At 71.2% G+C, this 25,794-nt stretch carries 23 protein-coding genes, 1 pseudogene and 1 riboswitch; of the genes and pseudogenes, 11 read left to right on the forward strand and 13 right to left on the reverse strand.

Annotation, left to right across the window (positions count from 1 at the left end):
- Positions 1–95 precede the first annotated feature (95 nt).
- Both ACZ51S_RS13705 and def read left to right on the forward strand, forming a co-directional pair.
- Complete coding sequence (locus ACZ51S_RS13705) at positions 96–1,091, forward strand: tetratricopeptide repeat protein (protein WP_388933832.1); 996 nt, start codon at positions 96–98, stop codon at positions 1,089–1,091.
- Between the two features lie 58 nt (positions 1,092–1,149).
- Entirely contained in the window at positions 1,150–1,785 is a 636-nt protein-coding gene (def, locus tag ACZ51S_RS13710; protein WP_388933829.1) for a peptide deformylase, read from the forward strand.
- Between the two features lie 181 nt (positions 1,786–1,966).
- Here def and ACZ51S_RS13715 read toward each other — a convergent pair whose 3' ends face one another.
- Positions 1,967–2,935 carry a helix-turn-helix domain-containing protein gene (locus tag ACZ51S_RS13715; protein ID WP_468800882.1) on the reverse strand — a complete coding sequence of 323 codons (969 nt, stop codon included), beginning with the start codon at positions 2,933–2,935 and terminating at the stop codon, positions 1,967–1,969.
- 82 nt (positions 2,936–3,017) lie between these two features.
- Between ACZ51S_RS13715 and ACZ51S_RS13720 the strand changes: the two genes are divergently transcribed.
- A complete protein-coding gene (locus tag ACZ51S_RS13720; RefSeq protein WP_468800880.1) occupies positions 3,018–3,227 on the forward strand; it encodes a hypothetical protein in 210 nt (69 codons plus the stop codon).
- 137 nt (positions 3,228–3,364) lie between these two features.
- Here the strand turns inward: ACZ51S_RS13720 and ACZ51S_RS13725 are convergent, their stop codons facing one another.
- The 6 genes and pseudogenes from ACZ51S_RS13725 to ACZ51S_RS13750 all read right to left on the reverse strand — a co-directional run bounded on the left by ACZ51S_RS13725 (position 3,365) and on the right by ACZ51S_RS13750 (position 11,035).
- Entirely contained in the window at positions 3,365–4,381 is a 1,017-nt protein-coding gene (locus ACZ51S_RS13725) for a ribonucleotide-diphosphate reductase subunit beta (RefSeq protein ID WP_388933821.1), read from the reverse strand.
- Positions 4,381–6,774, reverse strand: coding sequence for a ribonucleoside-diphosphate reductase subunit alpha (locus tag ACZ51S_RS13730; protein WP_468478433.1), 2,394 nt, complete (start codon positions 6,772–6,774; stop codon positions 4,381–4,383). Before ACZ51S_RS13730 ends, ACZ51S_RS13725 begins: the two co-directional genes overlap by 1 nt.
- Before the next feature lie 157 nt (positions 6,775–6,931).
- Positions 6,932–7,008, reverse strand: a riboswitch (adenosylcobalamin-variant (AdoCbl-variant) riboswitch).
- A gap of 64 nt (positions 7,009–7,072) precedes the next feature.
- A pseudogene (locus ACZ51S_RS13735) lies at positions 7,073–7,579 on the reverse strand (GNAT family N-acetyltransferase); the annotation flags it as partial.
- A 114-nt stretch (positions 7,580–7,693) separates the two neighbouring features.
- On the reverse strand, positions 7,694–7,891 hold the full coding sequence (locus ACZ51S_RS13740) for a YbdD/YjiX family protein (protein WP_468478432.1): 198 nt from the start codon (positions 7,889–7,891) through the stop codon (positions 7,694–7,696).
- Positions 7,888–10,140: a carbon starvation CstA family protein gene (locus tag ACZ51S_RS13745; protein ID WP_468478467.1), complete on the reverse strand. Its 2,253-nt coding sequence runs from the start codon at positions 10,138–10,140 to the stop codon at positions 7,888–7,890. Before ACZ51S_RS13745 ends, ACZ51S_RS13740 begins: the two co-directional genes overlap by 4 nt.
- Positions 10,141–10,270: 130 nt before the next feature.
- Positions 10,271–11,035, reverse strand: a complete 765-nt coding sequence (locus tag ACZ51S_RS13750) for a GntR family transcriptional regulator (RefSeq protein ID WP_388934967.1) — start codon at positions 11,033–11,035, stop codon at positions 10,271–10,273.
- Between the two features lie 292 nt (positions 11,036–11,327).
- Here ACZ51S_RS13750 and ACZ51S_RS13755 point away from each other — a divergent pair, with 292 nt between their 5' ends.
- The 4 genes from ACZ51S_RS13755 to ACZ51S_RS13770 all read left to right on the forward strand — a co-directional run bounded on the left by ACZ51S_RS13755 (position 11,328) and on the right by ACZ51S_RS13770 (position 16,141).
- Positions 11,328–12,614 (forward strand): extracellular solute-binding protein, encoded by a 1,287-nt coding sequence (locus tag ACZ51S_RS13755; RefSeq protein WP_388933811.1) that lies wholly within the window; start codon positions 11,328–11,330, stop codon positions 12,612–12,614.
- A 135-nt stretch (positions 12,615–12,749) separates the two neighbouring features.
- Entirely contained in the window at positions 12,750–13,778 is a 1,029-nt protein-coding gene (locus ACZ51S_RS13760; protein WP_468480037.1) for a carbohydrate ABC transporter permease, read from the forward strand.
- Between the two features lie 53 nt (positions 13,779–13,831).
- Positions 13,832–14,650: a carbohydrate ABC transporter permease gene (locus ACZ51S_RS13765; protein ID WP_468480046.1), complete on the forward strand. Its 819-nt coding sequence runs from the start codon at positions 13,832–13,834 to the stop codon at positions 14,648–14,650.
- A 6-nt stretch (positions 14,651–14,656) separates the two neighbouring features.
- Positions 14,657–16,141 (forward strand): glycoside hydrolase family 3 protein, encoded by a 1,485-nt coding sequence (locus ACZ51S_RS13770; RefSeq protein ID WP_468884311.1) that lies wholly within the window; start codon positions 14,657–14,659, stop codon positions 16,139–16,141.
- A gap of 60 nt (positions 16,142–16,201) precedes the next feature.
- On the opposite strand, the gene nagB is transcribed toward ACZ51S_RS13770, so the two are convergent.
- Positions 16,202–16,987, reverse strand: a complete 786-nt coding sequence (nagB, locus tag ACZ51S_RS13775; protein ID WP_468884309.1) for a glucosamine-6-phosphate deaminase — start codon at positions 16,985–16,987, stop codon at positions 16,202–16,204.
- A 236-nt stretch (positions 16,988–17,223) separates the two neighbouring features.
- Here nagB and ACZ51S_RS13780 point away from each other — a divergent pair, with 236 nt between their 5' ends.
- A complete protein-coding gene (locus ACZ51S_RS13780; protein ID WP_468884307.1) occupies positions 17,224–17,817 on the forward strand; it encodes a TetR/AcrR family transcriptional regulator in 594 nt (197 codons plus the stop codon).
- 390 nt (positions 17,818–18,207) lie between these two features.
- Entirely contained in the window at positions 18,208–19,677 is a 1,470-nt protein-coding gene (locus ACZ51S_RS13785; RefSeq protein ID WP_468480042.1) for a sensor histidine kinase, read from the forward strand.
- 160 nt (positions 19,678–19,837) lie between these two features.
- Here ACZ51S_RS13785 and ACZ51S_RS13790 read toward each other — a convergent pair whose 3' ends face one another.
- Together ACZ51S_RS13790 and ACZ51S_RS13795 are read right to left on the reverse strand one after the other, a co-directional pair.
- Complete coding sequence (locus tag ACZ51S_RS13790) at positions 19,838–20,095, reverse strand: WhiB family transcriptional regulator (protein WP_004937597.1); 258 nt, start codon at positions 20,093–20,095, stop codon at positions 19,838–19,840.
- 320 nt (positions 20,096–20,415) lie between these two features.
- Positions 20,416–21,381, reverse strand: a complete 966-nt coding sequence (locus ACZ51S_RS13795; protein ID WP_388933793.1) for a diacylglycerol/lipid kinase family protein — start codon at positions 21,379–21,381, stop codon at positions 20,416–20,418.
- Between the two features lie 84 nt (positions 21,382–21,465).
- Here ACZ51S_RS13795 and ACZ51S_RS13800 point away from each other — a divergent pair, with 84 nt between their 5' ends.
- A complete protein-coding gene (locus ACZ51S_RS13800) occupies positions 21,466–21,909 on the forward strand; it encodes a hypothetical protein (RefSeq protein ID WP_468800872.1) in 444 nt (147 codons plus the stop codon).
- A 57-nt stretch (positions 21,910–21,966) separates the two neighbouring features.
- Here ACZ51S_RS13800 and ACZ51S_RS13805 read toward each other — a convergent pair whose 3' ends face one another.
- From ACZ51S_RS13805 to ACZ51S_RS13815, 3 genes are all read right to left on the reverse strand, one after another.
- Positions 21,967–23,010 carry an RNA polymerase sigma factor SigF gene (locus tag ACZ51S_RS13805; RefSeq protein WP_468480044.1) on the reverse strand — a complete coding sequence of 348 codons (1,044 nt, stop codon included), beginning with the start codon at positions 23,008–23,010 and terminating at the stop codon, positions 21,967–21,969.
- A complete protein-coding gene (locus ACZ51S_RS13810) occupies positions 23,007–23,420 on the reverse strand; it encodes an ATP-binding protein (protein WP_030012703.1) in 414 nt (137 codons plus the stop codon). The genes ACZ51S_RS13805 and ACZ51S_RS13810 overlap by 4 nt, the downstream gene beginning before the upstream one ends.
- Positions 23,421–23,676: 256 nt before the next feature.
- Positions 23,677–23,937: a UBP-type zinc finger domain-containing protein gene (locus ACZ51S_RS13815; protein WP_468173455.1), complete on the reverse strand. Its 261-nt coding sequence runs from the start codon at positions 23,935–23,937 to the stop codon at positions 23,677–23,679.
- A gap of 65 nt (positions 23,938–24,002) precedes the next feature.
- On the opposite strand from ACZ51S_RS13815, the gene ACZ51S_RS13820 reads away from it, so the two are divergent.
- Positions 24,003–25,586: a Na+/H+ antiporter gene (locus ACZ51S_RS13820; protein ID WP_468884302.1), complete on the forward strand. Its 1,584-nt coding sequence runs from the start codon at positions 24,003–24,005 to the stop codon at positions 25,584–25,586.
- Positions 25,587–25,794: the final 208 nt, after the last annotated feature.

Raw genomic sequence — 25,794 nt, forward strand, 5'->3', positions numbered from 1 at the left:
ATGGTTGGATGCAGTAGGAGTGTCCGTGAGGGTGTGCGCAAGGCTGCACCTGTCCCCCAGCCACCGCTGGGGGTGCCCCCAAGCAGGCGGGAATCGTGAGGATCTTCGGGAAGGTACGGCATCGGCCCTCCGCTTCGTGGCGGCAGGCCACCGACCGCGCGTTCACGCTGATCGGCGACGGTCGGTACGAGGACGCGGGCGCGCTGCTGACCAGGGCTGCGGACCTGGAGCCCTGGCTGTCCGAGTCCTGGTTCAACCTGGCCCTGCTGCACAAGTTCCGGCACGACTGGGAGCAGGCCAGAGCGGCGGGGCTGCGCGCGGTGGCCCTGCTCGACCGGGAGACCGGCGCCCCGGACTGGTGGAACGTGGGGATCGCCGCGACCGCGCTCCAGGACTGGCCGCTGGCCCGCCGGGCCTGGCAGGCGTACGGCCTGAAGGTGCCCGGCGACCCGCACAGCACGGCGGGGACGGGCGAGCCGGTGGGCATGGAGCTCGGAAGCGCCGCCGTCCGGCTGTCCCCCGAGGGCGAGGCCGAGGTCGTGTGGGGCCGCAGGCTGGATCCAGCCCGCATGGAGGTCCTGTCCATCCCGCTGCCCTCCTCCGGGCGGCGCTGGGGCGAGGTCGTCCTGCACGACGGGGTGCCGCACGGCGAGCGGGTCACCGCGGCCGGCCCCTCGTACCCGGTCTTCGACGAGATCGAGCTGTGGGCCCCCTCGCCGGTGCCGACCTGGGTGGTGCTGCTGGAGGCGGCCACCGAGGCCGACCGTGACGCGCTGGAGCAGCTGGCCTCGGACGCCGGCTTCGCCGCCGAGGACTGGTCCTCCTCCGTGCGGCTGCTGTGCCGCACCTGTTCGGAGAGCGAGATGCCGAGCGGCGAGGACAATGGCGACCACCTGGACCCGCACGACCACAGCGAACCGGGCCACCCCGGCCCGCTCGGCCACCGCACGGCCGGATCCGGCTCCCTGTGGGTGCCCGAGCGCGAATGCGGCATCGCGGCACCGGCGGGCCTGGTGCGAGGGCTGCTCGACGGCTGGGTCGCCGACAGTCCGGACAGCCGGGAGTGGCGGGATCTCGAAGAAGTCTGCTGACCCAGGGCCGTAGGCTGTACGGGCACACCACGGACTTGAGGGAAGGCGTACGGCGGACATGGCGCAGCAGGAGAACCAGGTGACCCCGATCGACGACGAGGGCTACGTCGTGGACACCGAGGACTGTGAGGCGCGCGAGCTCGCCTACCGCGAGCGCGGTACGTCCCGCCCGATCACGGTGGTCGGCAACCCGGTGCTGCACCGCGAGTGCAAGGACGTCACGGAGTTCGGCGACGAGCTGGCGCAGCTGATCGACGACATGTTCGCCAGCCAGAAGACCGCCGAGGGCGTCGGCCTGGCCGCCAACCAGATCGGCGTCGACGCCAAGGTCTTCGTCTACGACTGCCCGGACGACGACGGCGTGCGCCACACCGGCGTCGTGGTCAACCCGAAGCTCGTCGAGCAGCCGGCCGGCTCCCGCGTCCTGGACGACTCGAACGAGGGCTGCCTGTCGGTCCCGACCGCGTACGCCTCCCTGGCCCGCCCGGACTACGCCGAGGTCACCGGCCAGGACGCCCAGGGCAACCCGATCAAGGTCCGCGGCACGGGCTACTTCGCGCGCTGCCTCCAGCACGAGACCGACCACCTGTACGGGTACCTGTACATCGACCGCCTCTCGAAGCGCGACCGCAAGGACGCGCTGCGCCAGATGGCGGAGAACACCCCGCGCTACGAGATCGTCCCGAACGACTGATCCCGGCCGCGCGCCGCACACGGACGAAGGCCCCGCTCCGGAACCGGAGGCGGGGCCTTCGTGTGTGGGGGGTGCGGGGCGCGGCCGGCGTGACCGGATGACATCACCGTCGGCGGACCGCGGCCAGACCCGCGCCGCCGGAATGTCAAGTCATGGTCGATAACCGGCCGTTGGGCGGTGGTCAGGCCGCGGTGCGGGGCCCCCGGAAGGTGCGGCGGAAGGTGTTCGGGGTGGTGCCCAGGGTCCGCAGGAAGTGGTGGCGCAGGGCCGCCGCCGTCCCGAAGCCGCTGCGGCCCGCGATGGCGTCCACCGTGTCGTCCGTGGCCTCCAGCAACTCCTGCGCCAGCAGCACCCGCTGGCGCAGCACCCACTGGTAGGGGGTGGTCCCCGTCTCCTGGAGGAAGCGCCGGGCGAAGGTCCGGGGGGACATCCGGGCCCGCTCCGCCAGCCGCTCGACGGTGATCTCCTCGTCCAGGTGGCGGGCCATCCACCCGATCACCTCGCCGACCGTGTCGCAGGCGGTGCGGGGGAGCGGCCGCTGGATGAACTGGGCCTGGCCGCCGTCCCGGTGGGGCGGTACGACCATCCGCCGGGCGATGGTGTTGGCCACCTCGGCCCCGTGCTCCTGGCGGACCACGTGCAGGCAGGCGTCGATGCCCGAGGCGGTGCCGGCGGCGGTGATCACCGCGCCCTCGTCCACGTAGAGCACGTCCGGGTCGACCCGGGCCGCCGGGAAGCGGCGCATCAGCGCCGGGGCGTGCAGCCAGTGGGTGGTGCAGCGCCGCCCGTCCAGCAGCCCGGCCGCACCGAGCATGAAGGCTCCGCTGCACACGCTGAGCACCCGCGCCCCCCGGTCCACGGCCCGGCGCAGGGCGTCGAGGAAGGGCTCGGGGTAGTCCCGTACCGGCGCCCGCCGGTCGGCGGGCAGGCAGATCAGATCGGCCTCCTCCAGCCGCTCCAGCCCGTGCGCCGGCGCGATGGTGAAACCGACGTCCGCCATGGTCAGCGGCCCTTCCTCGGCCGCGCACACCGCGAAGTCGTACACGGGCAGCCCCTGCTCGCTCCGGTCGATCCCGAAGACCTCGCAGAAGATCCCGAACTCGAAGGGCGCCACTCCGTCGACGAAGGCCACCGCCACGTTCTTCAGCATGGACCCCAGTGTGGCAGTAATTCGCTCTTCCATGACAGTCCTGCCACTGTCCGGTTCCGGCGGTACCGACGATCTTTGAGTCATGAACACGTTCCTCGACTACCTCACCGTCCTCGCCGTGGCCACCCTGCTCCTCGCCCCCGCCCTGCACGGGGCCCTGCACGAGCGCCGCACCGACCGCCAGCTCACCGCGGCGGCCCGCCCGGAGCCGGCGCCGCGCCGGACGGCGGCCGGTCCCCGCCGGGCCGGAACCCGGTCCGCCGCGTGGCGCCGGGGCCGCGTGGCGCACTGACTGCCCCTCGCAGGGCAAGACCGCCCAGGCGACCGCCAAGCTGACCCGCGAGAAGCAGCGGCTGACGCCCGCGCCCGGACGCGGAACGGCCCCGCCCGTGAACCACGGGCGGGGCCGAAGCGGGCTGCGACCGCGGCCTAGAAGTCCTCGTCCAGGTCGACGGTGCCCTCGACCGCGACCTGGTAGGCCGACGGGCGGCGCTCGAAGAAGTTCGTCAGCTCCTGGACGCCCTGGAGCTCCATGAAGGAGAACGGGTTCTGCGAGCCGTACACCGGCGGGAAGCCGAGGCGGACCAGGCGCTGGTCGGCGACGCACTCCAGGTACTCGCGCATCGACTCGGTGTTCATGCCCGGCAGGCCGTCACCGCACAGGTCCCGGCCGAACTGCAGCTCCGCCTCGACGGCCTCCTTCAGCATGTCGGTGACCTGCTGCTGGAGGGCGTCGTCGAAGAGCTCCGGCTCCTCCTTGCGGACGGTGTCCACGACCTCGAAGGCGAAGTTCATGTGCATGGTCTCGTCGCGGAAGACCCAGTTGGTGCCCGTCGCCAGCCCGTGCAGCAGGCCGCGCGAGCGGAACCAGTACACGTACGCGAAGGCGCCGTAGAAGAACAGGCCCTCGATGCACGCGGCGAAGCAGATCAGGTTCAGCAGGAAACGGCGCCGGTCGGCGGCCGTCTCCAGCCGGTCGATCTTCTCGACCGAGTCCATCCACTTGAAGCAGAACTGCGCCTTCTCACGGATGGAGGGGATGTTCTCCACCGCGTCGAAGGCCGCCGCGCGGTCGTCGGGATCGGGCAGGTAGGTGTCGAGCAGCGTCAGGTAGAACTGGACGTGCACGGCCTCCTCGAACAGCTGGCGCGACAGGTACAGGCGCGCCTCCGGGGAGTTGATGTGCTTGTACAGCGTCAGCACCAGGTTGTTCGCGACGATCGAGTCGCCCGTAGCGAAGAACGCCACCAGACGGCCGATCATGTGCTGCTCGGAGGGCGTCAGCTTCGCGAGGTCCGCGACGTCGGAGTGGAGGTCGACCTCCTCCACCGTCCAGGTGTTCTTGATCGCGTCCCGGTAGCGCTCGTAGAAGTCCGGGTAGCGCATCGGACGCAGCGTCAGCTCGAAGCCCGGGTCGAGAAGGTTCTTCTGGTCGTTGGAGCTCATTACTGGCAGGCCTCGCAGGACTCGGGGTTCTCAAGGGAGCAGGCCAGCGCCTCGGCGTCGAGGGCCTGCGGGAGGGGCGTGGCGGCGGCGGCCGGGACGGCGGCGGCGCCGGACGCGGCGCGGGCGATCTTCGTCGCCGGGCGGGAGCGCAGGTAGTACGTGGTCTTCAGGCCCTGCTTCCAGGCGTACGCGTACATCGAGCTGAGCTTGCCGATGGTGGGCGTCTCCAGGAACAGGTTGAGCGACTGGCTCTGGTCCAGGTACGGGGTACGGGCCGCCGCCATGTCGATCAGGCCGCGCTGCGGGATCTCCCACGCCGTGCGGTACAGCTCGCGGATCTCCGCCGGGATCCAGCCGAAGCCCTGGACGGAGCCGGAGGAGTCGCGCAGCGCCTCGCGGGTCTGCGCGTCCCACACCCCGAGCTCCTTGAGGTCCTCCACCAGGTAGGCGTTGACCTGGAGGAACTCGCCGCTGAGCGTCTCGCGCTTGAAGAGGTTGGAGACCTGCGGCTCGATGCACTCGTACACGCCCGCGATCGAGGCGATGGTGGCCGTCGGGGCGATGGCGAGGAGCAGCGAGTTGCGCATGCCGGTCTTCGCGATCCGGGCGCGCAGGGCGTCCCAGCGCTCGGGCCAGGTGGGCTCGACGTCGTAGTGGTCGGGGTGCAGGACGCCCTGGGCGGTACGGGTCTCGGCCCAGGCCGGGAGCGGGCCGCTGCGCTCGGCGAGGTCGCAGGAGGCCTCGTACGCGGCCAGCATGATCCGCTCGGAGATCCGCGTGGACAGGGCCTTCGCCTCGGCGGAGTCGAAGGGCAGGCGCAGCTTGAAGAAGACGTCCTGGAGGCCCATGGCGCCCAGGCCCACCGGACGCCACCTGGCGTTGGACCGGCCGGCCTGCTCGGTCGGGTAGAAGTTGATGTCGACGACGCGGTCGAGGAAGGTCACGGCCGTGCGGACGGTCTCGTCCAGGCGCTCCCAGTCCATCCGGCCGTCGGCGACGAACGCGCCGAGGTTGACCGAGCCGAGGTTGCAGACGGCGGTCTCGCCGTCGTTGGTGACCTCGATGATCTCGGTGCAGAGGTTGGAGGAGTGGACGACGGTGCCGGGCAGCGCGGTCTGGTTCGCGGTCCGGTTCGAGGCGTCCTTGAAGGTCATCCAGCCCTGGCCGGTCTGCGCGAGCGTGCGCATCATGCGGCCGTACAGGTCGCGGGCCGGCATGGTCTTCTTCGCGAGGCCCGCCGCCTCCGCCTTGAGGTAGGCGGCGTCGAACTCGTCGCCGTACAGGTCCACCAGCTCGGGGACGTCGGCCGGGGAGAACAGCGACCAGTCGGCGTCGGCGTTCACGCGGCGCATGAACTCGTCCGGGATCCAGTGCGCGAGGTTGAGGTTGTGCGTGCGGCGCTGGTCCTCGCCGGTGTTGTCGCGCAGTTCCAGGAACTCCTCGATGTCCGCGTGCCAGGTCTCCAGGTAGACGGCCGCGGCGCCCTTGCGGCGCCCGCCCTGGTTCACGGCGGCGACGGAGGCGTCGAGGGTCTTCAGGAACGGCACGATGCCGTTGGAGTGGCCGTTGGTGCCGCGGATCAGCGAACCGCGGGCGCGGATGCGGGAGTACGAGAGGCCGATGCCGCCGGCGTGCTTGGAGAGGCGGGCCACCTGGTGGTAGCGGTCGTAGATCGAGTCCAGCTCGTCCAGCGGGGAGTCCAGCAGGTAGCAGGAGGACATCTGCGGGTGGCGGGTGCCGGAGTTGAAGAGCGTGGGGGAGGACGGCAGGTAGTCGAGGCGGCTCATCAGCCGGTAGAGCGAGGCCACTTCCTCGACGGCCTGGACGCTCTCGTCCTCGGCGAGACCGCAGGCCACGCGCAGCATGAAGTACTGCGGGGTCTCGATCACCTGGCGGGTGTGCGGGTGCCGCAGCAGGTAGCGGCTGTGCAGGGTGCGCAGGCCGAAGAAGCCGAAGCGGTCGTCCGCGCCGTCGGCGAGCGCGTGCTCGACCAGCGCGTTCAGCCGGCCGGCGTGGGCGGCGACGAACTCGGCGGTCCGGTCGGCGATCAGGCCCTCGCGGTGGCCGACGGCGACGGACTCGGCGAAGGAGGTGGCGCCCTGGCCGGCGGCCTCGTCGGCCACGGCCAGCGTCAGCAGGCGGGCGGCGAGGCGGGAGTAGGCCGGGTCCTCGGAGATCAGGCCCGCCGCGGCCTCGGTGGCCAGCCCGCGCAGCTCGGCCTCGTCGGCCGCGGAGCTGCGTCCGCGCAGCGCGGCGGCGGCGACCCGGCCGGGGTCGGTGTCGGGGAGGTCGGCGGTCAGCTCGGTGAGAGTACGCAGCAGCGCGGCCCCCGGGCCTTCGGTGGTGTCGCCAGAAACGGACTCGGCGCGCGGTGCGGAAGGCGCGATGGTCACGGCGGGAGCTCTCCCTCGCTCGGCCCGGTCATCGGCGGATCGGGGCAGGGGGAGGCGCGTGCGGGCGCGACGGTATCGCGTACTCACCGCACGGCGTCCACCGGCCCAACCGCGAAGCCCGGACGTGTCGGCACCCGGTTCGGTCGACCCGGGCGCACTGTCGGCAGGTCCTCGGACTTGTCATACCGTTGCGGGACAGTTCCGGATTCACACCGGATTCCCCTGCGGCGACAGCGAGGATGAGCATACATGTGGGGGGCCACCGATGCGCGACCCCCCACATGTTGTGTCGGTGCGGCTACAGCTCCAGACGGTAGGTCAGCAGCGTCAGGGCCGGGAACGGCGACCAGTCGAGCTCCGGAGTGCGGACGAAACCCATTCGCTCGTAGATCCGCCGGGCGCCCGGCATGGCCGGCTGCGTGGACAGCACCAGCGCCGTGAGCCCCAGGGCCCGGGCCCGCTCGGCGCAGGCCCGTACGAGGGCCTCCCCGACCCCCTGCCGGCGCGCCTCGGGAGCCACCGCGAGCATCCGGAACTCCGCCTCCTGCGGCCCGGCCACGTCCGCGAGCCGGCTCCCGGGTGCGGCGAACGTCACGCCGCCGAGCAGCCGGCCGTCCCGCACGGCGACCAGCACCTCGCCTTCGCCGGCCCGCCCGGCCACGTCGCGCAGCGCGTTCAGGTAGGTGTCGTCCTCGTTCTGGTCGAGCAGCCCGTCCCCGGTGTAGGCCGCGCCGGTGATCTCGCCCAGCCGCTCGCACTCGTCCGCCCTGGCGGTTCTGATGTCGAAGTCCATGCCCCCGAGTGTGCGCCACGCCTGCCGGCTGCCCGGCGCCGTCGTCGCGGGAGGTGTGCCGGACGCGCCGAAGGGCCCCGCCGTCCCGGTGCGGGACGGCGGGGCCCTTCGCGGGCACGGGTGCCCTCAGCAGCAGCGGAAGCCCTCCCGGGGGTCCGCCTCGCGGGCGTCGGTACGGGCCCGCTCGAAGGCGCGCCGGGTCATGACCTCGGCGTCCGGGTCGTGCGAGCGGGCGTGCGCGACGTAACGGTCGTACGCGGCCTCGCCGGAGAACTCCCGTACGAAGAACCGGGCCTTCGCCAGCGCCCCGCGCACCCGGCTCACGCGACCGGTTCCTTGGCCGGGCTGCCGCGCCCGTCGAGGCCGGCGGCCGCGAGCTCGGCCTTCTCCTCGGCCGTGGCGATGAGCCCGGCCGGGGCGATGATCTTCGACTCGGTCCACGGCACCTCGGAGAGGCGGACGGACTCGGGGTGGGCGATGGCCTTGAGGCAGGTCCGGGCCGCGTCCGCCAGCACGATGATGATCAGGACCGCGAACAGCGCCGACAGGACCCCGTCGACCGTCGCGTTGGTGACCACGGTGTGCATGTCGTCCATGTTCTTGGCGGGCGGGAGCACCTTCCCGGCGTCGATGCCGGTCTGGTACTTGTCGCGCTGCGCGAAGAAGCCGACCTTCACGTCGTCGGAGAAGACCTTCTGGTAGCTCGCCGTGAGCGTGACGGCCACGTCCCAGGCCAGCGGAACGGCCGTGACCCAGGCCCACTTGAGCCGCCCGGACTTGACCAGCAGCGTGGTGCAGACGGCCAGCGCGACCGCCGCGAGCAGCTGGTTCGCGATGCCGAACAGCGGGAAGAGCTGGTTGATGCCGCCCAGCGGGTCCTTCACGCCGACCCACAGGAAGTAGCCCCAGCCGCCGACCACGACGGCGCTCGCGAGCCACACGCCCGGCTTCCAGCTGACGTTCCTGAAGGACTTGTGGACGTTGCCGAGGGTGTCCTGGAGCATGAACCGGCCGACGCGGGTGCCCGCGTCGACGGTGGTCAGGATGAACAGGGCCTCGAACATGATGGCGAAGTGGTACCAGAAGGCCTTCATCGCGGTGCCGCCGACCACCGCCGAGAAGATCTCCGACATGCCGAGCGCGAAGGTCGGCGCACCGCCCGTACGGGACAGCAGGCTGGCCTCCTCCACGTCCTTCGCGGCCTGCGCGAGGGCCTCCGGGCTGATGGCGAAGCCGAGGTTGGTCACCGCCTCCGAGGCGCTCTGGACGGTGGTGCCGACCACGCCGCCGGGGGAGTTGACCGCGAAGAACAGGCCGGGCTCGATGATGCACGCCGCGATCACCGCCATGACGGCGACGAAGGACTCGGTGAGCATGGCGCCGTAGCCGATGATCCGGACCTGGGTCTCCTTCTGGATCATCTTCGGGGTGGTGCCCGAGGCGACCAGCGAGTGGAAACCGGACAGGGCCCCGCAGGCGATGGTGATGAAGACGAAGGGGAACATCGCCCCGGCGAAGACCGGGCCGTCGCCGCGCGAGGCGAAGTCGGTGACCGAGGGCATCTTCAGCGTCGGCATCGCGAGGACCACGCCGATCGCCATCAGCGCGATGGTGCCGACCTTCATGAAGGTGGACAGGTAGTCGCGGGGCGCGAGCAGCAGCCACACCGGCAGCACCGAGGCGACGAAGCCGTACACGACCATCCAGATGACCAGCGTCTCCTTCTCCAGGGTGAAGGTGTCAGCCCAGGAGGACTCGGCGACCCAGCCGCCGGCGACGATCGCGAGCAGCAGCAGCGCGACGCCGATGAAGGAGACTTCGGTGACCCGGCCCGGGCGCAGGACGCGCAGGTAGACGCCCATGAAGAGGGCGATCGGGATGGTCATGCCGATGGAGAAGACGCCCCAGGGGGAGTGCGCCAGCGCGTTGACGATGACCAGCGCGAGCACCGCCAGCAGGATGACCATGATGACGAACACGGCTATCAGGGCGGCGGCCCCGCCGACGGGGCCGATCTCGTCCCGGGCCATCTGGCCGAGCGAACGGCCGTCGCGCCGGGTGGAGAAGAACAGGGTCACCATGTCCTGGACGGCGCCGGCGAAGATGACGCCCGCGACGATCCAGATGGTGCCCGGCAGGTAGCCCATCTGCGCGGCGAGGACCGGGCCGACCAGGGGCCCGGCGCCGGCGACGGCGGCGAAGTGGTGGCCGAAGAGCACGCGCCGGTCGGTGGGATGGAAGTCGACACCGTTGTCGAGGCGTTCGGCGGGGGTGGCCCGCGTCTTGTCGACCTTCAGTACGCGGTCGGCGATGAAGCGCGCGTAGAAGCGGTAGGCGATGGCGTACGAGCCCAGCGCGGCGGCGAGCAGCCAGGCGGCGGAGATCTCCTCACCGCGGGAGAGCGCCAGTACGCCCCACCCGAGGGCGCCGACGAGGGCCACGCCCACCCAGATCGCCACGGACCGCGGAGAGGGCCTCCCCGAGGGCGAGGGCGAATCCGTGCCGGGGCGTGGACCCGCCGCTCCTCCCGCTGTCGGAGCCCCGTCCGTACCTGTTGCTTCCGGTTCCGGCATGATCCTCGTCCCCTCGTTGATCATCTGCGTGAGCGCAGGGAATCTACGGGGGTCCCACCCGTGGATGTAAGCCCCCGTCCGCATAGCGGTACGAGCGTCCACCCCAGGTGGAAGGGCAGTCAACCAGTGATCACGTGGCAGGTCGCCGGAGACGGGCAACGAACTTGTAACGGTCGCCGCGATATACCGATCGCACCCATTCGACCGGTTCTCCATCGGCGTCGAGGGAGTGCCGCGAGAGCATCAGCATCGGCAGGCCCACGTCCGTGCCGAGCAGTCCCGCCTCGCGCGGGGTCGCCAGGGAGGTCTCGATGGTCTCCTCGGCCTCCGCGAGACGGACGTCGTACACCTCCGCGAGGGCGGTGTAGAGCGAGGTGTACTTGGCGAGGGAACGGCGCAGCGCCGGGAAGCGCTTGGCCGACAGGTGCGTGGTCTCGATGGCCATCGGCTCGCCGCTCGCCAGGCGCAGCCGCTCGATGCGCAGCACGCGTCCGCCGGTGGTGATCTTCAGCAGGCCCGCGAGGGTGTCGTCGGCGGTGACGTACCCGATGTCCAGGAGCTGCGAGGTGGGTTCCAGGCCCTGGGCGCGCATGTCCTCGGTGTAGGAGGAGAGTTGGAGCGGCTGGGAGACCTTGGGCTTGGCGACGAAGGTGCCCTTGCCCTGGATGCGTTCCAGCCGTCCTTCGACGACGAGCTCCTGCAGGGCCTGCCGGACGGTGGTGCGGGAGGTGTCGAACTCGGCCGCGAGCGTGCGTTCCGGCGGCACCGGGGTGCCGGGGGGGAGCGTTTCGGTCATGTCGAGCAAGTGCCGCTTGAGTCGGTAGTACTTGGGCACGCGCGCCGTTCGAGTGGCCGGCGCGCCTTCCGGCTCCGTGGTCGCCCCTTCGGTGGCCATCGCCGCCCGCCTTCCCGACTCCAGTTTCGCTGCCGTCACCGGCTCCTCCGATATGTGCGGTCACATGGTGACACGGGTGGGAGGGCAGGCCTCCTCCCCGCCCCGAGGTGTCGGTCCGATAACGGACCGAGCACCCGCTCATTAGACCCTTGACACCCCTAAAGGTCTAGGCCAAGCTCCCGGTACTGGTCTAAACCAATGTGGATCAGATCCCGGCCCCACGGCAGTACTTGGTACGTACGTCACCGCGGCGGGCGAGGGAAGGTGCAGCAGCATCCCTGAGGAGGGTGGCGTGAAGCGCAAGCTCATTGCGGCGGTCGGTGTCGTGGGCATGATGGTCGGAGTCGCGGCGTGCGGCAATGGCGGCGACGACAAGCCGAACGCCGACGCGTCGGGTGGCGCCAAGGAGATCACCGTCTGGGTGATGGACGGCTCCGCACCCAAGGCGTGGATCGAGCAGGTCAACAAGGAGTTCTCGGCCAAGCACCCCGGTGTCACGGTCAAGGTCGAGGAGCAGAAGTGGACGGGCATCCAGGAGAAGGTCACCACGGCCCTCTCCGAGAACACCCCTCCGGACGTCCTTGAGCTCGGCAACACCCAGACCGCCGGCTACGCGGTCACCGGCGGCCTCGCCGACCTGACGAAGGACAAGGCCAAGCTCGGCGCCGACGCCTGGCAGAAGAGCATGCTCGCCTCCGCCGAGGTCGACGGCAAGCTGTACTCCGCCCCCTGGTACGCGGCCAGCCGCGTCGTCGTCTACGACAAGAAGGCCTACGAGAAGGCCGGCGTCACCCCGCCCAAGACCCGCGACGAGTGGATCGCCGGCCTGGAGAAGCTGAAGGCGGCCGACCCCTCCGCGCAGCCGATCTACCTCCCCGGCCAGAGCTGGTACATCCTCGCCGGCTTCATCTGGGACGAGGGCGGCGACCTCGCCGTCAAGGACGGCGCCAAGTGGAAGGGCCAGCTGGGCACCCCGCAGGCCGCCTCCGCGATGGACTTCTACAAGAAGCTCCAGTCCTTCTCCACCGCGCCCAAGGACAAGGACGAGGCCACCCCGCAGCAGTCCACCGACATCGTCCCCAAGGGCGGCGTCTCCTCCTGGATCGGCCTCGGCTGGGAGGCCGGCGGTGCCGAGAAGGCCCTGAAGGACGCGGGCAAGGAAGCCGACTTCGGCTACTTCCCGATCCCCGGCAAGACGGCCGACAAGTCCGGCACCGTCTTCCTCGGCGGCTCGAACCTCGCCGTGGCCGAGCGCTCCAAGAACAAGGAGCTCGCCAAGGAGTGGCTGGCCCTCGCCACCGGCAAGGACCAGATGACCAAGTACGCCGCCGAGGTCAAGGGCGCGCTGCTGCCGAACCAGGTCGGCGCGAACTTCACCCCGGCCGCCGGCTCCTTCGCCGAGGCCATGGCCAAGGCCGGCCTCAACGGCAAGATCACCCCGGTGACCGCTGGCTGGGCCAACGTCGAGACCGAGCCGAACCCGATCAAGGAGTTCATGACCAAGGTCCTGAAGGGTGAGGACGCCGCCAAGGCGGGCGCGGACGCGGACAAGGAAATCGCGAACCGCATCAACAAGTAACAACGGCCCCACCCGGCAGTACCCGCACAGCCCAGCAGTGTGAACGCACCGGGGGGCGCGGCGGGCGGCCAGCCGCCCCGCCGCGCCCCCGGTCGCGCATTTGACTCCACAGTCAACCGCGAGGAAGCCAAGCCCATGACCGTGCACTCCCAGGGAGCGGCGACCAGCGCTCCACAGGACGCACCACACAAGTCCGCCGGACGGCCGCCGAAGGCGCCCACCGCCAAGACCGGCCCCGGCCCCGGTGATACGTCTCCTCGCGGGGGCAGAAGGCCCCTCCCCTCGGGATGGGTGCCCTACCTGCTGGTGCTGCCCGCCGTGGCGGCCATCGCGCTCCTGCTGCTGTACCCGCTGATCAAGAACGTGATCCTGTCCTTCCAGGACATCAACAAGATCGAGTTCATCCAGCGGAAGTACCCCTTCGCGGGACTGGAGAACTACACGCAGCTGCTCGGCGACACGAACTTCTGGACCGTCGTCGTCCGCAGCTTCGTCTTCACCTTCGCCAACGTCGCGCTGATCATGGTGATCGGCAGCCTCATCGGCATCCTGCTCAACCGGCTCGGCAAGTGGATGCGCCTGGTCCTGTCGATGGCGCTGGTGATGGCCTGGGCCATGCCCATCGTCGCCTCCGTCCAGGTCTTCTACTGGCTGTTCGACGAGCAGTTCGGCGTCATGAACTGGGTGATGCGCACGATCGGCTTCTCCGGCTACGAACAGCACAACTGGTTCGAGACCGGCCTGTCCACCCTGACGATCGTCACGCTCCTGGTGGTCTGGGGCTCCATCCCCTTCGTCGCCCTCAACATGTACGCCGGCCTCACCACGGTCGGCGCCGAGCTGTACGAGGCCGCCCGCATGGACGGCGCCAACGGCTGGCAGACCTTCTGGAAGGTCGTCTTCCCCAACCTGAAGCCCTTCTTCCTGGTCACCACCTTCCTCGAGGTGATCTGGGTCTTCAAGGCCTTCACCCAGGTCTACGCGATGAACAAGGGCGGCCCCGACCGCGCCTCCGAGATCCTCCCGGTCTTCGCCTACGTCGAGGGCCAGAGCCAGGCCCACTACGGCCTCGCCGCCGCGATCTCCGTCCTGACGATCCTGATCCTGCTGGTCGTCATGTCCTTCTACTTCCGCCTGATCCTGAAGCAGGAGGAGGAACAGTGAGCACCACCGCCGCCCCGAACGAGCCCGCGCAGCGGCTCCGCACCCGCCGGCCGCTGCGCCCCGCGACCGTCGCCAAGAACCTCGGCGCGCTGCTCCTGGCGCTGGTCTTCGTCTTCCCGGTCTACTGGATGTTCTCCTCGGCCCTCAAGCCGAACGGCGAGATCCTCACCAAGGACCCGGTCTTCGTCTTCACCCCGACGCTCGACAACTTCGGCAAGGCCACCGGCGTCGACGGCTTCTGGACGTACGTCACCAACAGCCTCGTGGTCACCGTGGGCGCCGTCCTGCTGGCCCTGCTGGTCGCCCTCGCGGCGAGCTTCGCCATCGCCCGCATGAAGTTCAAGGGCCGCAAGGGCCTCGTCCTCGGCGTGATGATGGCGCAGATGGCCCCCTGGGAGGTCATGGTCATCGCGATGTACATGATCGCCCGCGATGCGGAGATGCTGAACAGCATCGGCCTGCTCACCGCCGTCTACTTCGTGATGGTCCTCCCCTTCACCATCTGGACCCTGCGCGGCTTCATCGCCGCCGTCCCGGTGACCCTGGAGGAGGCCGCCCAGATCGACGGCTGCACCCGGGGCCAGGCCTTCCGCAAGGTGATCTTCCCGCTGCTGGCCCCCGGCCTGATGTCCACCTCGCTCTTCGGCTTCATCACCGCCTGGAACGAGTTCGCGATGGTCCTGATCCTGAACAAGGACAAGTCCGCCCAGACCCTGCCGCTGTGGCTGACCCAGTTCAAGACCGCCTTCGGCAACGACTGGGGCGCCACCATGGCCGCGTCCTCGATCTTCGCGATCCCCGTCCTGGTGATCTTCATCTTCCTCCAGCGCAAGGCCGTCGGCGGCATGACCTCCGGCGCCGTGAAGGGATAACGGCCCATGACTGTCCTTGCGCACCGCCCGGACACCCTGACCCGCGACGCGCTCGCCGTGCTCCAGCCCGGCTTCGAGGGCACCACCGCACCCGCCTGGCTGCTGCGCCAGGTCGGCGAGGGCCTCACCGCGGTCGGCCTGTTCGGCCGCAACATCGCCTCGCCCGAGCAGCTCGCCGCGCTCACCGCGCAGCTGAGGGCGGTACGGGACGACGTACTCGTCGCCATCGACGAGGAGGGCGGCGACGTCACCCGCCTGGAGGTCCGGGACGGCTCGTCCTTCCCCGGCAACCTGGCCCTCGGTACCGTCGACGACACCGCGCTGACCCGCGAGGTCGCCCGCGAGCTGGGCCGCCGTCTCGCCGAATGCGGGGTCAACCTCAACTGGGCCCCCTCCGCGGACGTCAACTCCAACCCAGCCAACCCGGTCATCGGCGTCCGCTCCTTCGGCGCCGACACCGCCCTCGCCGCCCGGCACACCGCCGCGTACGTCGAGGGACTCCAGGCCGCCGGCGTCGCCGCCTGCACCAAGCACTTCCCGGGCCACGGCGACACCAACGTCGACTCGCACCACGCGCTGCCCCGCATCGACGTGGACCTGGACACCCTCCAGGCCCGGGAGCTGATCCCGTTCAAGGCGGCCATCGAGGCCGGCACCAAGGCCGTGATGAGCGCCCACATCCTGGTGCCCGCCCTCGACCCCACCCGCCCCGCCACCCTCAGCCCGCAGATCCTCACCGGTTTGCTGCGCAAGGAGCTGGGCTACGAGGGCCTCATCGTCACCGACGGCATGGAGATGAACGCCATCGCCGGGACCTACGGCATCGAGCGCGGCTCGGTGCTCGCCATCGCGGCCGGCGCCGACGCCATCTGCGTCGGCGGGGGCCTCGCCGACGAGGCGACCGTGCTGCGCCTGCGCGACGCGCTGGTCGCCGCCGTACGCGAGGGCGTGCTCCCGCAGGAGCGGCTCGCCGACGCCGCCGCACGGGTGCGCGCCCTCGCGGAGTGGACCCGCCGGTCCCGGCCGGACGCGCCGCGGGAGGGGAGCGGCGCGTCCGGCATCGGCCTGACCGCGGCCCGCCGCGCGCTGGCCGTATCGGGCCGGGCGGCTCCGGTCCGCGCCCCGTACGTCGCCACGCTCGCGCCCGTCGCGAACATCGCGGTGGGCGACGAGACCCCCTGGGGGGTGGCCGCGGAGCTGGCCGGGCTGGTCCCGGGGACCGGCTCGGGCGTCTACCCCGAGGGCTGCGCCGCCGCCGACGTACTGGCGGCCGCGGGGGACCGCACCGTCGTCGCGGTGGTCCGCGACGCGCACCGGCACCCGTGGATGACGCAGGTACTGGACGCGCTGGTCGAGGCCAGGCCGGACACCGTGGTCGTGGAGATGGGCCTGCCGCGTGCCGAGCCGCGCGGGGCGCTGTACATCGCCACGCACGGGGCCTCCCGCGTGTGCGGGCGGGCGGCGGCCGAGGTCATCGCCGGGCGCGGCTGAGACGCGAGAAGGCCGGGCCCCCGAGGAGGGGGGCCCGGCCTTCTCGTTTGCCGTCCGGTGTTACAGGCCCTGCCAGGAGGGCTTGTTGGCGTAGGTGTGGCGGAAGTAGTCCGCCAGCTTCAGCTTCGAGGCGGCCGCCTCGTCCACGACGACGGTCGCGTGCCGGTGCAGCTGGAGCGCGGAGGCCGGGACCAGCGCGGACAGCGGGCCCTCGACGGTCTGGGCGACCGCCTCGGCCTTGCCCTCGCCGGTGGCCAGCAGGATCAGGTGGCGGGCGTCGAGGATGGTGCCGATGCCCTGGGTGATGACGTGGTGCGGCACTTGCTCCAGGTCGTCGTCGAAGAAGCGCGCGTTGTCCACGCGGGTCTGCTCGGTCAGCGTCTTGATGCGGGTGCGGGAGGCCAGCGAGGAGCAGGGCTCGTTGAAGCCGATGTGCCCGTCGGTGCCGATTCCCAGCAGCTGGAGGTCCACACCGCCGGCCGCGGCGAGGGCCCGGTCGTACGCCTCGCAGGCCGCCTGGACGTCGTCGGCGGAGCCGTCGGGGCCCATGAAGGAGGCCTCGGTCAGGCCGAGGGGCTCGACGACCTCGCGGAGCACGACCGCGCGGTAGGACTCCGGGTGTCCGGCCGGCAGGCCGACGTACTCGTCGAGCTGGCATATCCGGGCCCGGGAGGCGTCGACCTCGCCGGCCCTGACCTTGGCCGCGAGGGCTTCGTAGACGGGCAGCGGGGTGGAGCCGGTCGCCACGCCCAGCAGGGCGTCGGGCTTGCGGCGGACCAGGGCGGCCATGGCCTCCGCGATGAGCGCGCCGCCTGCCTTGGCGTCCGGGACGATGACAACTTCCACGCTGGGCCTGCCGATCTGAGAGGGAGGAAGGGATGGTCGCTTGTGGTATAGACCAATCTAGCAGAGCCCGCCCGCGGAAGGCGGCCCTCCGGCCCCTCTTCCATGGTGGTCCCGATGCCCTCCGGGCGCCCCCGCTCCCGTGCCCACCCGGCCGGAGCCGGGGGAGGCGGCGCCGGTCACGGGCGGCGGCCGGGGTGCCGTAGGGATTCCCTAGTGGCCGCTATAGAATGCGGCGCATGGTGACAGGACAGCGCGGCAGGCCCCGCTCCTTCGACCGGGCGGCAGCCCTCGACAAGGCGATGCTGACCTTCTGGGACCAGGGCTACGAGGCCACCTCCATCGCGGACCTGACGCGCAACCTGGGCATCGGCGCCCCCAGCCTGTACGCGGCCTTCGGCGACAAGCGCAAGCTCTTCGACGAGGCCGTGCTGGCCTACGGCAGCCGGTACGGGCACTTCGCGGACGTGGCGCTCGCCGAGGAGCCCACGGCCCGCGCGGCCATCGGCCGCATCCTGCGGGAGGCGGCCGGGATCTACACCGACCCCGCCCACCCGCCGGGCTGCATGGTGATCAGCGCGGCCGCCAACACCACCGCGCGGGACGTGGCCGACGCCCTGCGCGAGCGCCGCAACGCCAACCTGGAGTTGTTCGAGCGCCGGATCGAGGCCGACGTCGCGAGCGGCGAGCTGCCCGCCGGCACGGACGCGCGGGCGCTGGCCCGCTTCGCCGGGGCGGTGCTCCAGGGAATGTCCCAGCAGTCGTGCGACGGGGCGAGCCGGGAAGAGCTGGAGGCGGTCGCGGAGCGGGCGCTGCTGGCCTGGCCGCGTTAGCGTCGCCGGGAGGAGGATCCGCACGAGAGGGGGCCCGCCGAGGGGGATTCCTCTGGGCCACGGTGCCGGGGCGGGACCCTCAGCCCACCCGGCACCGTAGCCCGGAGTACTCACGGCCGTAGGGTGTGCGGTGCCCGGCGGCCGTTGCAAGGCGCCTACGCGGTCAGGGCAGAACGCGCGGCCACCTCGATCCGTCCTCCTGTGCGGGGAGGGCGGAAGTCTGGAACCATTGTGGACTAGACCAATCTGTCCTGTCCATCCAATGGAGGGGTCTGCAGACCCGTCACTTCCTCCAACAGTACGCGGACTGTGCCCCTCCTGGATACTCCTGAGTATTCGCCGTGGGGAAAGTCATCCCCGTACCCGGGGTACGCTCGCAAGGTGCCCTCCATGAACGACCTCGTACGCCAGCACACCGCTCTCAGTGAAGCCGAACTGGAGTGGCTGCACCTGCTGGTCTCGGAGTGGCAGCTGCTCTCCGACCTCTCCTTCGCCGACCTCGTGCTCTGGGTCCCCACCCTCGACGGCACCCGGTACGTCTCCGTCGCGCAGATGCGGCCCAACACCGGCCCCACCTCCTACCAGGACGACATGGTCGGCCACCTCGTCCCGCGCGGCCGCCGCCCGCTGCTCGACGCCGCCCTCGACGAGGGCCGGATCGTGCGCGAGGGCGACCCGGAGTGGCGCGAGGAGGTACCCGTCCGCGTCGAGTCGATCCCCGTCCGCCGCGAGGGCCGCGTCCTGGGCGTGATCGCCCGCAACACCAACCTGCTCACTGTGCGTACGCCGAGCCGGCTGGAGCTGACCTACCTCCAGTCCGCCTCCGACCTTGCCCAGATGATCGCCGCGGGCGCCTTCCCCTTCCCGGGACAGCAGGTCGACATGGACGCCTCCCCGCGCGTCGGGGACGGCCTGATCCGGCTCGACGCCGACGGCGTGGTGACGTACGCGTCCCCCAACGCCCTCTCCGCCTACCACCGCCTCGGCCTCGCCGCCGACCTGGTCGGCCAGGACCTGGGCACCACCACCGCCGAACTCGCCCCCTCCCGGGGGCCGGTGGACGAGGCCCTCGTCAAGCTCGCCAGCGGCTGGGCCCCGCGCGAGACCGAGGTCGAGGGCAACGGCGGGGTCATCCAGCTGCGCGCCATCCCGCTCAAGCCCAAGGGCACCCGGATCGGATCCCTCGTCCTGTGCCGCGACGTCACCGAACTGCGCCGTCGCGAACGTGAACTGATCACCAAGGACGCCACCATCCGGGAGATCCACCACCGGGTGAAGAACAACCTCCAGACCGTGGCCGCCCTCTTGCGGCTCCAGGGCCGCCGCATGGATTCGCCCCAGGCCCGCGAGGCGCTCAACGAGGCGGTGCGCCGCGTCGGTTCGATCGCGATCGTGCACGAGACCCTGTCTCAGAACCTCGACGAGCGGGTCGAGTTCGACGAGATCGCCGACCGCGTCATCGCGATGGTCGCCGAGATCTCGCCTGGCAGGGTGCAGTGCCGGCGCCTCGGCCGGTTCGGGATCCTGGACGCGGAGGTGGCCACTCCGCTGTCGATGGTGCTGACCGAGATCCTGCAGAACGCCCTGGAGCACGCCTTCACCCAGGGGGAGGGCGGCACCGTGGAGGTGTCGGCGAGCCGGTCCGGCACCGGCCGCGAGGACTCCCGGCTGCTGATCACCGTGGTAGACGACGGCTGCGGCCTGCCCGAGGGCTTCGACCCCCAGCGGGCCGGCAACCTCGGGCTGCAGATCGTACGGACCCTCGTGGAGGGCGAGCTGGGAGGCACCTTCGACATGGTCCGGGCCGAGCCGCGCGGCACCAGGGTCGTCCTCGACATCCCCGCCAGCCCGCAGAAGTGACGCCGACGGCCCGTCACCCACCGTGACGGGCCGTTCGGCCGCGCTGTGGCGGCACAGCACTGAGCCCCGGACCGATGGTTCCCGGTCCGGGGCTCGAGAGCACGTTGCTGAGCGCTTATACGGTTACTACGCGCTGCGGCTCGAGGCTCGAAAGTCGATGTCAGGCGGTGGCGTTACGCGCCCGATTGCGAGCGGCGCGGCGCTTCATGGCGCGGCGCTCGTCCTCGCTGAGACCGCCCCAGACGCCGGAGTCCTGACCGGACTCGAGCGCCCACTGCAGGCACTGCTCCATGACGGGGCAACGGCGGCAGACGGCCTTGGCTTCCTCGATCTGCAGCAGCGCAGGACCGGTGTTGCCGATGGGGAAGAAGAGCTCGGGGTCTTCCTCGCGGCAAACGGCGTTGTGACGCCAGTCCATGGCTGCTCCATCTCCTTGTATTGCGGGCAGGTTGCTTGTGAATGTGAACGCTTTCACGAATCCCCCCGTGAGGGAAGGGCCGACGCCCAGTCGCCTGGTGCGGTCCGAAGATTCGTGGAGGGGTTCTGGCGGTCTGTGTGGGTGCCGGGTTGTGCGGGCTGTCCCGATCGCCATGTAGAGATTCGCAAACCTCGGACGGGGATACAACCCCTTCCGGAAAGTTTTTTTGGATTCGTCGGTGTCTACTAGGTCACAGCCCTAGTTCCTGGGGGTGGACTGGCGTGTAAACGTTCGACTGAAAGGACTTTAGGCCCTTCCACTCACACAATCACACGCAGTGCACGGCGTACGCCTGTGAACCGAACGCTGGTGCGCAGTCCGAGGTGATCCCCGTCCATCTGGAAGGGGAGCGGAACCTTCGAATGCAAGGTGAAGTCGGTCAGATCGTGCAGGGACACCGCGTGCTTGCCGTGCGGGCCCCGCTCAGGAGTCGAGGTCAGGAGCTGTGTCGCGTACCGGGCGACGGCCGGAGTTGACAAACGGTCGAGCGCCAGTACGTCAAGTGCGGTATCGAACGACGCCTCCGGAGAGGCGTACAGGGGCCGGTTCCCCAGGTACGTCCAGGGGGAGGTGTTGCAGACTATCGACAGCACCAGGTCCGTCACCGGATCCGCGCCGGGCCGCTCCAGCGTGATCGTGCCGTGCCGCCGGTTGGGCTCCTCCCAGAACTGGCGCATCAGCTGCCGCACGTACAGCGCGTGCGTCGAACGCTTGCCGCGCTCCCGCTGCTGCTCGACCCGCCCCACCACGCCCGCGTCGAAACCGAAGCCCGCGCAGAAGGTGAACCAGCGCTCCGGAACGGACTCGTCCTCGCTCCCCGGGACGCCGGCCGCCAGCCCCAGACCCACGGTCCGCTCGCGCTTCTCCCGCAGCGCGTCCAGCAGGGCACCCGTCGCCTCGACGGAATCGTTCGGCAGTCCGAGCGCGCGGGCGAACACGTTCGTGGAGCCGCCCGGCACCACCGCGAGCCCCGGCAGCCGCTCCGGATCGGGGCCGTCGTGCAGGAGCCCGTTGACGACCTCGTTCACGGTGCCGTCACCGCCGAGCGCCACCACCAGGTCGAAACCCTCCCGCGCGGCCCTGCGCCCGACGTCGCGCGCGTGCCCCCGGTACTCGGTGGTCACCGCCTCCAGCTTCATCTCGCTGGCAAGGGCATGGGTCAGGACGTCGCGCGTGCGCGCACTGGTGGTCGTCGCTGCAGGGTTGGCCACGAGGAGAGCGCGCATGAGCGCCAGACTACCCACCCCTCCACATGGGCCCCATACCGACCGTACCGTCCGGGCCCTCCGGCACGCCGCTACCCTGCTGGGGTGAGCAAGAAGCCGACCTCCCCAGCCCCCGCCGCCCCCGAGTCCGCAGCGCTGCCGGGCCGGCTGACCGCCGCCGCCGTACTGACCGCGCTGGAGGGCCTGGCCCTGGCCGGGCTCGGCGTCTACATGCTGTTCGTCGGCATCGCCGGCGACCCCGACTCCCCGCAGCAGGCCGAGACCGGCGGCCTCACCCTGCTCGCGCTCGCCGCGCTCCCGCTGATCGCGGCGCGCGGGCTGCGCCTGGGCCGCCGCTGGAGCCGCGGCCCGGCACTGATCACCCAGCTGATGGCGCTGCCGGTGGCCTGGACCCTGTGGACCACCGGCGGGGCGATGACCGTCGCCGCGGTGGCCCTGGCCCTGGCCGCGGTGGCCGTCGCCGCGCTGCTGGTGAACCCGACGGCGACCGAGGCGCTGGGCATCGGACCCGGGGACCAGTCCCGGTAGTCCGGGCCCGGCAGTCAGGGCCCGGCCGGTTCTCCCGGGCCGTTCCGCCCGGGCCCGCTACTCCTCGACCAGGAGCTTCTCCCGCAGCTGGGCCAGGGTGCGGGCCAGCAGCCGGGAGACGTGCATCTGCGAGATGCCGACCTCCTGCGCGATCTGCGACTGGGTCATGTTGCCGAAGAAGCGCAGCAGCAGGATCCGCTTCTCCCGCGGCGGCAGTCCCTCCAGCAGCGGCTTGAGGGACTCCCGGTACTCGACGCCCTCCAGCGCCTCGTCCTCCGAGCCCAGGGTGTCCGCGACGGCCGGCGACTCGTCGTCGGTGTCCGGCACGTCGAGGGAGAGCGTGCTGTAGGCGTTCGCCGACTCCAGCCCCTCCAGCACCTCCTCCTCGGAGATCCCGAGCCGCTCGGCCAGCTCGTGCACCGTCGGGGAGCGGCCGTGCTGCTGGGACAGCTCCGCCGTGGCCGTGGTCAGCGAGAGCCGCAGCTCCTGCAGGCGCCGGGGGACCCGTACCGCCCAGCCCTTGTCGCGGAAGTGCCGCTTGATCTCGCCCACCACGGTGGGTGTGGCGTACGTGGAGAACTCGACCCCGCGGTCCGGGTCGAACCGGTCCACCGATTTGATCAGGCCGATGGTCGCGACCTGGGTCAGGTCGTCCAGCGGCTCGCCGCGGTTGCGGAAGCGCCGCGCCAGGTGCTCGACCAGCGGCAGGTGCATCCGCACCAGCCGGTTGCGCAGCTCCGCCCGCTCGGGTGATCCCTCGGGCAGCTGACGCAGCTCGAAGAACAGGGCCCGCGCGCCGCTGCGGTCCCGCGGATCCGGAACCGCCAGGGGCGCGGCCGGCGCCTCCGGCGCCCGGGCCTCGGGGGCCTGGGCGTCCGGTGTCCGGGCCTCCGGGGCCGCGGCCTCCGGTGGCAGTGGTTGGTCGTGCTGGTTCTCGCTCATAGGGCCCGCCCGTCGCTCCGCCGAGTCCAAAAAGCCGTCTTCCGCATCGGCGTCAGCCGGGTGCGGCCGGGCGTGCTGCTGCTCCGGGATGCCGCCGTCGACCTCGTGCCTCACCCGGGGCCGATCCCCGCCCCGCACCGGGATCTCCCCGCCGCTCACGCCGGGCCTGGTCCCGCGCCGCGCTGTTTGTAGAGGCTGATGCTCACTGTCCTGTTCTCCTCGACCGTCGCCTCGACCTTGCCGGCCAGGGCCGACAGGACCGTCCACGCGAACGTGTCGCGCTCCGGCGCCCGCCCGTCGGTGGTCGGGGCGGAGACGGTCACTTCCAGCGAATCGTCGATCAGCCGGAAGACGCAGCTGAGGACGGAGCCGGGCACGGCCTGCTGGAGCAGGATCGCGCAGGCCTCGTCCACCGCGATGCGGAGGTCCTCGATCTCGTCGAGGGTGAAGTCCAAACGTGCCGCGAGTCCGGCCGTGGCCGTTCGCAGCACCGACAGGTAGGCACCCGCAGCCGGCAGCCGGACTTCCACGAAGTCCTGGGTCCCGGGCTCGCCTGCGATCTGGGACACCCTCACCTCCAAGGTGGTACGAGCTCTGTTCGCCGGTGACGCTACCGCGATCCGGGCGATCGTGTCGCGGCACCCCTCATGAGCCCGCTCTGGAGCGACCGGGCCGACCCCGCCAAGTGCGGTGACTGATGGTAAACCTACGAGTACGCACAGTGGCTAGAGGTCTGCGGGCCCAATTCTGGGGAACCGGCGGAGGGTTGACCTACCCCGCTCCCGGCGATCGAACCGTCGTCCCCGGATGATCCAACCCGGCTCCTCAGACCAGGGAACCGTCGACGAAACACCAGCGCCAGGTCTCGCCCGGCTCGAAGCTCCGCATCACCGGGTGGCCGCTCTCGTGGTGGTGGGCGGTCGCGTGCCGGTGGGGGGAGGAATCGCAGCACGCCACGTACCCGCAGCCGAGACACATCCGCAGCTGTACGGGATGGCTCCCGAGCACTTCGCATTCCGGGCAGGTCAGTGCCTGCGGGACCGGTTCGGGGCGCGGCAGTTCGGCAACGTGGGTGCACTCGCTCATGATGGCCAGGTTACGGCCGGGGTGCGGGCGCGACGACGGTGACGACGGAGGAGGGTGGATCTTCGATGGAGGTATTGCCGCTGGTGGCGCTGGTGGCCGGCAGCGCCGCCGTGGCGGGGGTGGCCCGGCGCACGCCGGTGCCGGCGCCGCTGCTGCTGGTCGCGGCGGGTCTGGTCGCGGCGTACGCACCGGGGGTGCCCTCGTACGCCCTCGACCCGCACATCGTGCTGCCGCTGCTGCTCCCGCCGCTGCTGCACACGGCCGCGGTGGACAGCTCGTACCTGGACCTGCGGGCCAACGTACGGCCGATCGCGCTGCTGTCGGTGGGGTACGTGCTCTTCGCGACGCTCGCCGTCGGTTACGTCGCCTACCTGGTCGTGCCGGGGCTGTCGCTGCCGGTGGCGCTGGTGCTGGGCGCGGTGATCGCGCCGCCCGACGCCGTCGCGGCGACGGCGATCGCCCGGCGGCTGGGCCTGCCGAACCGGATGACGACGATCCTCCAGGGCGAGTCCCTGGTGAACGACGCCACCGCCATCACCGCCTACAAGGTGGCGCTGACCGCGGCGGTCGGGGTGAGCGCCGGCTGGGCGGGCGGGATCGCGGAGTTCCTCCGTGCGTCCGTGGGCGGGGTCGCGGTGGGCCTGCTGCTGATGGTGCCCATCCACCAGCTGAGGAAGCGGCTGCGGGAACCGCTGCTGCAGAACACCCTGTCCCTGCTCATCCCGTTCGTGGCGTACGCGGCGGCGGAGCGGGTGCACGCGTCCGGGGTGCTGGCGGTGGTCGTCGTCGCGCTGTACCTGGGGCACCGGAACTGGCAGGTCGACTTCGCGACGCGGCTCCAGGAGGAGGCCGTGTGGAAGGTGGTCGCCTTCGTGCTGGAGTCGGTGGTCTTCGCGCTGATCGGGCTCCAGCTGCCGGTGGTGCTGAAGGGGCTGGGGGAGTACGAGGGGGCGGCCGCGGCCTGGTACGCCCTCGTGGTGTTCCTCGCGGTGGTGGTGGCACGGTTCGTCTGGGTGTTCCCGGCGACCTTCGTGCCGAGGTGGGTGTCGCAGCGGATCCGGCACCGGGAGCCGGACACCGACTGGAAGTCCCCGGCGATCGTGGGATGGGCCGGCATGCGGGGGGTCGTCTCGCTGGCGATCGCGTTCTCCGTGCCGATGGGGGTGCCGCACCGGAACCTGCTCCTCTTCCTCACCTTCACGACGGTCATCGGCACGCTGGTGGTGCAGGGGCTGACGCTGCCGCCGCTGATCCGGGTGCTGAAGCTGCCGCCGAGGAACGCGCAGGCGGAGACCCTCGCGGAGGCGCAGGCGCAGAGCGAGGCCTCGCGGGCGGCGGAGGAACGGCTGGCGGAGCTGCTGCGGGACCCGGCGAACAGCACCCTGCCGCCGCCGCTGGCGGACCGGCTGCGGACGGTCCTGGAACGGCGGCGCAACGCGGTGTGGGAACGGCTGGGGGAGGTCAACCCGGTGACGGGGGAGTCGGCGGACGACGTCTACCGGCGGCTGGCGCGGGAGATGATCCAGGCCGAACGCGAGGTCTTCGTCTCCCTCCGCGACCGCCGCCGCATCGACGACGAGATGCTGAGGGCGCTGCTGCGGCGCCTGGACCTGGAGGAGGCGGCGGCGTACCGGGAGGAGACGGGCTGACGGTGCCCTTGCCCTGGCCGGGCGGTTCGGGGTGGGCGGCATTGCCCTGTCGGGCGGTTGCCCTGGCCGGGCGGGGTGCGGTGGGGTGGCTTCGGGTCGGGGTGTTGCCCTGCCGGGCGGGGTGCGGTGGGGTGGTTTTGGGTCGGGGGCGGTGCCGGGGTGGGGTGTCGTCCGGGGCGGGCTTCGATGTTCGGCGCCTGTTCCGGGT

This window comes from Streptomyces sp. NPDC034043 (genome assembly GCF_055575675.1).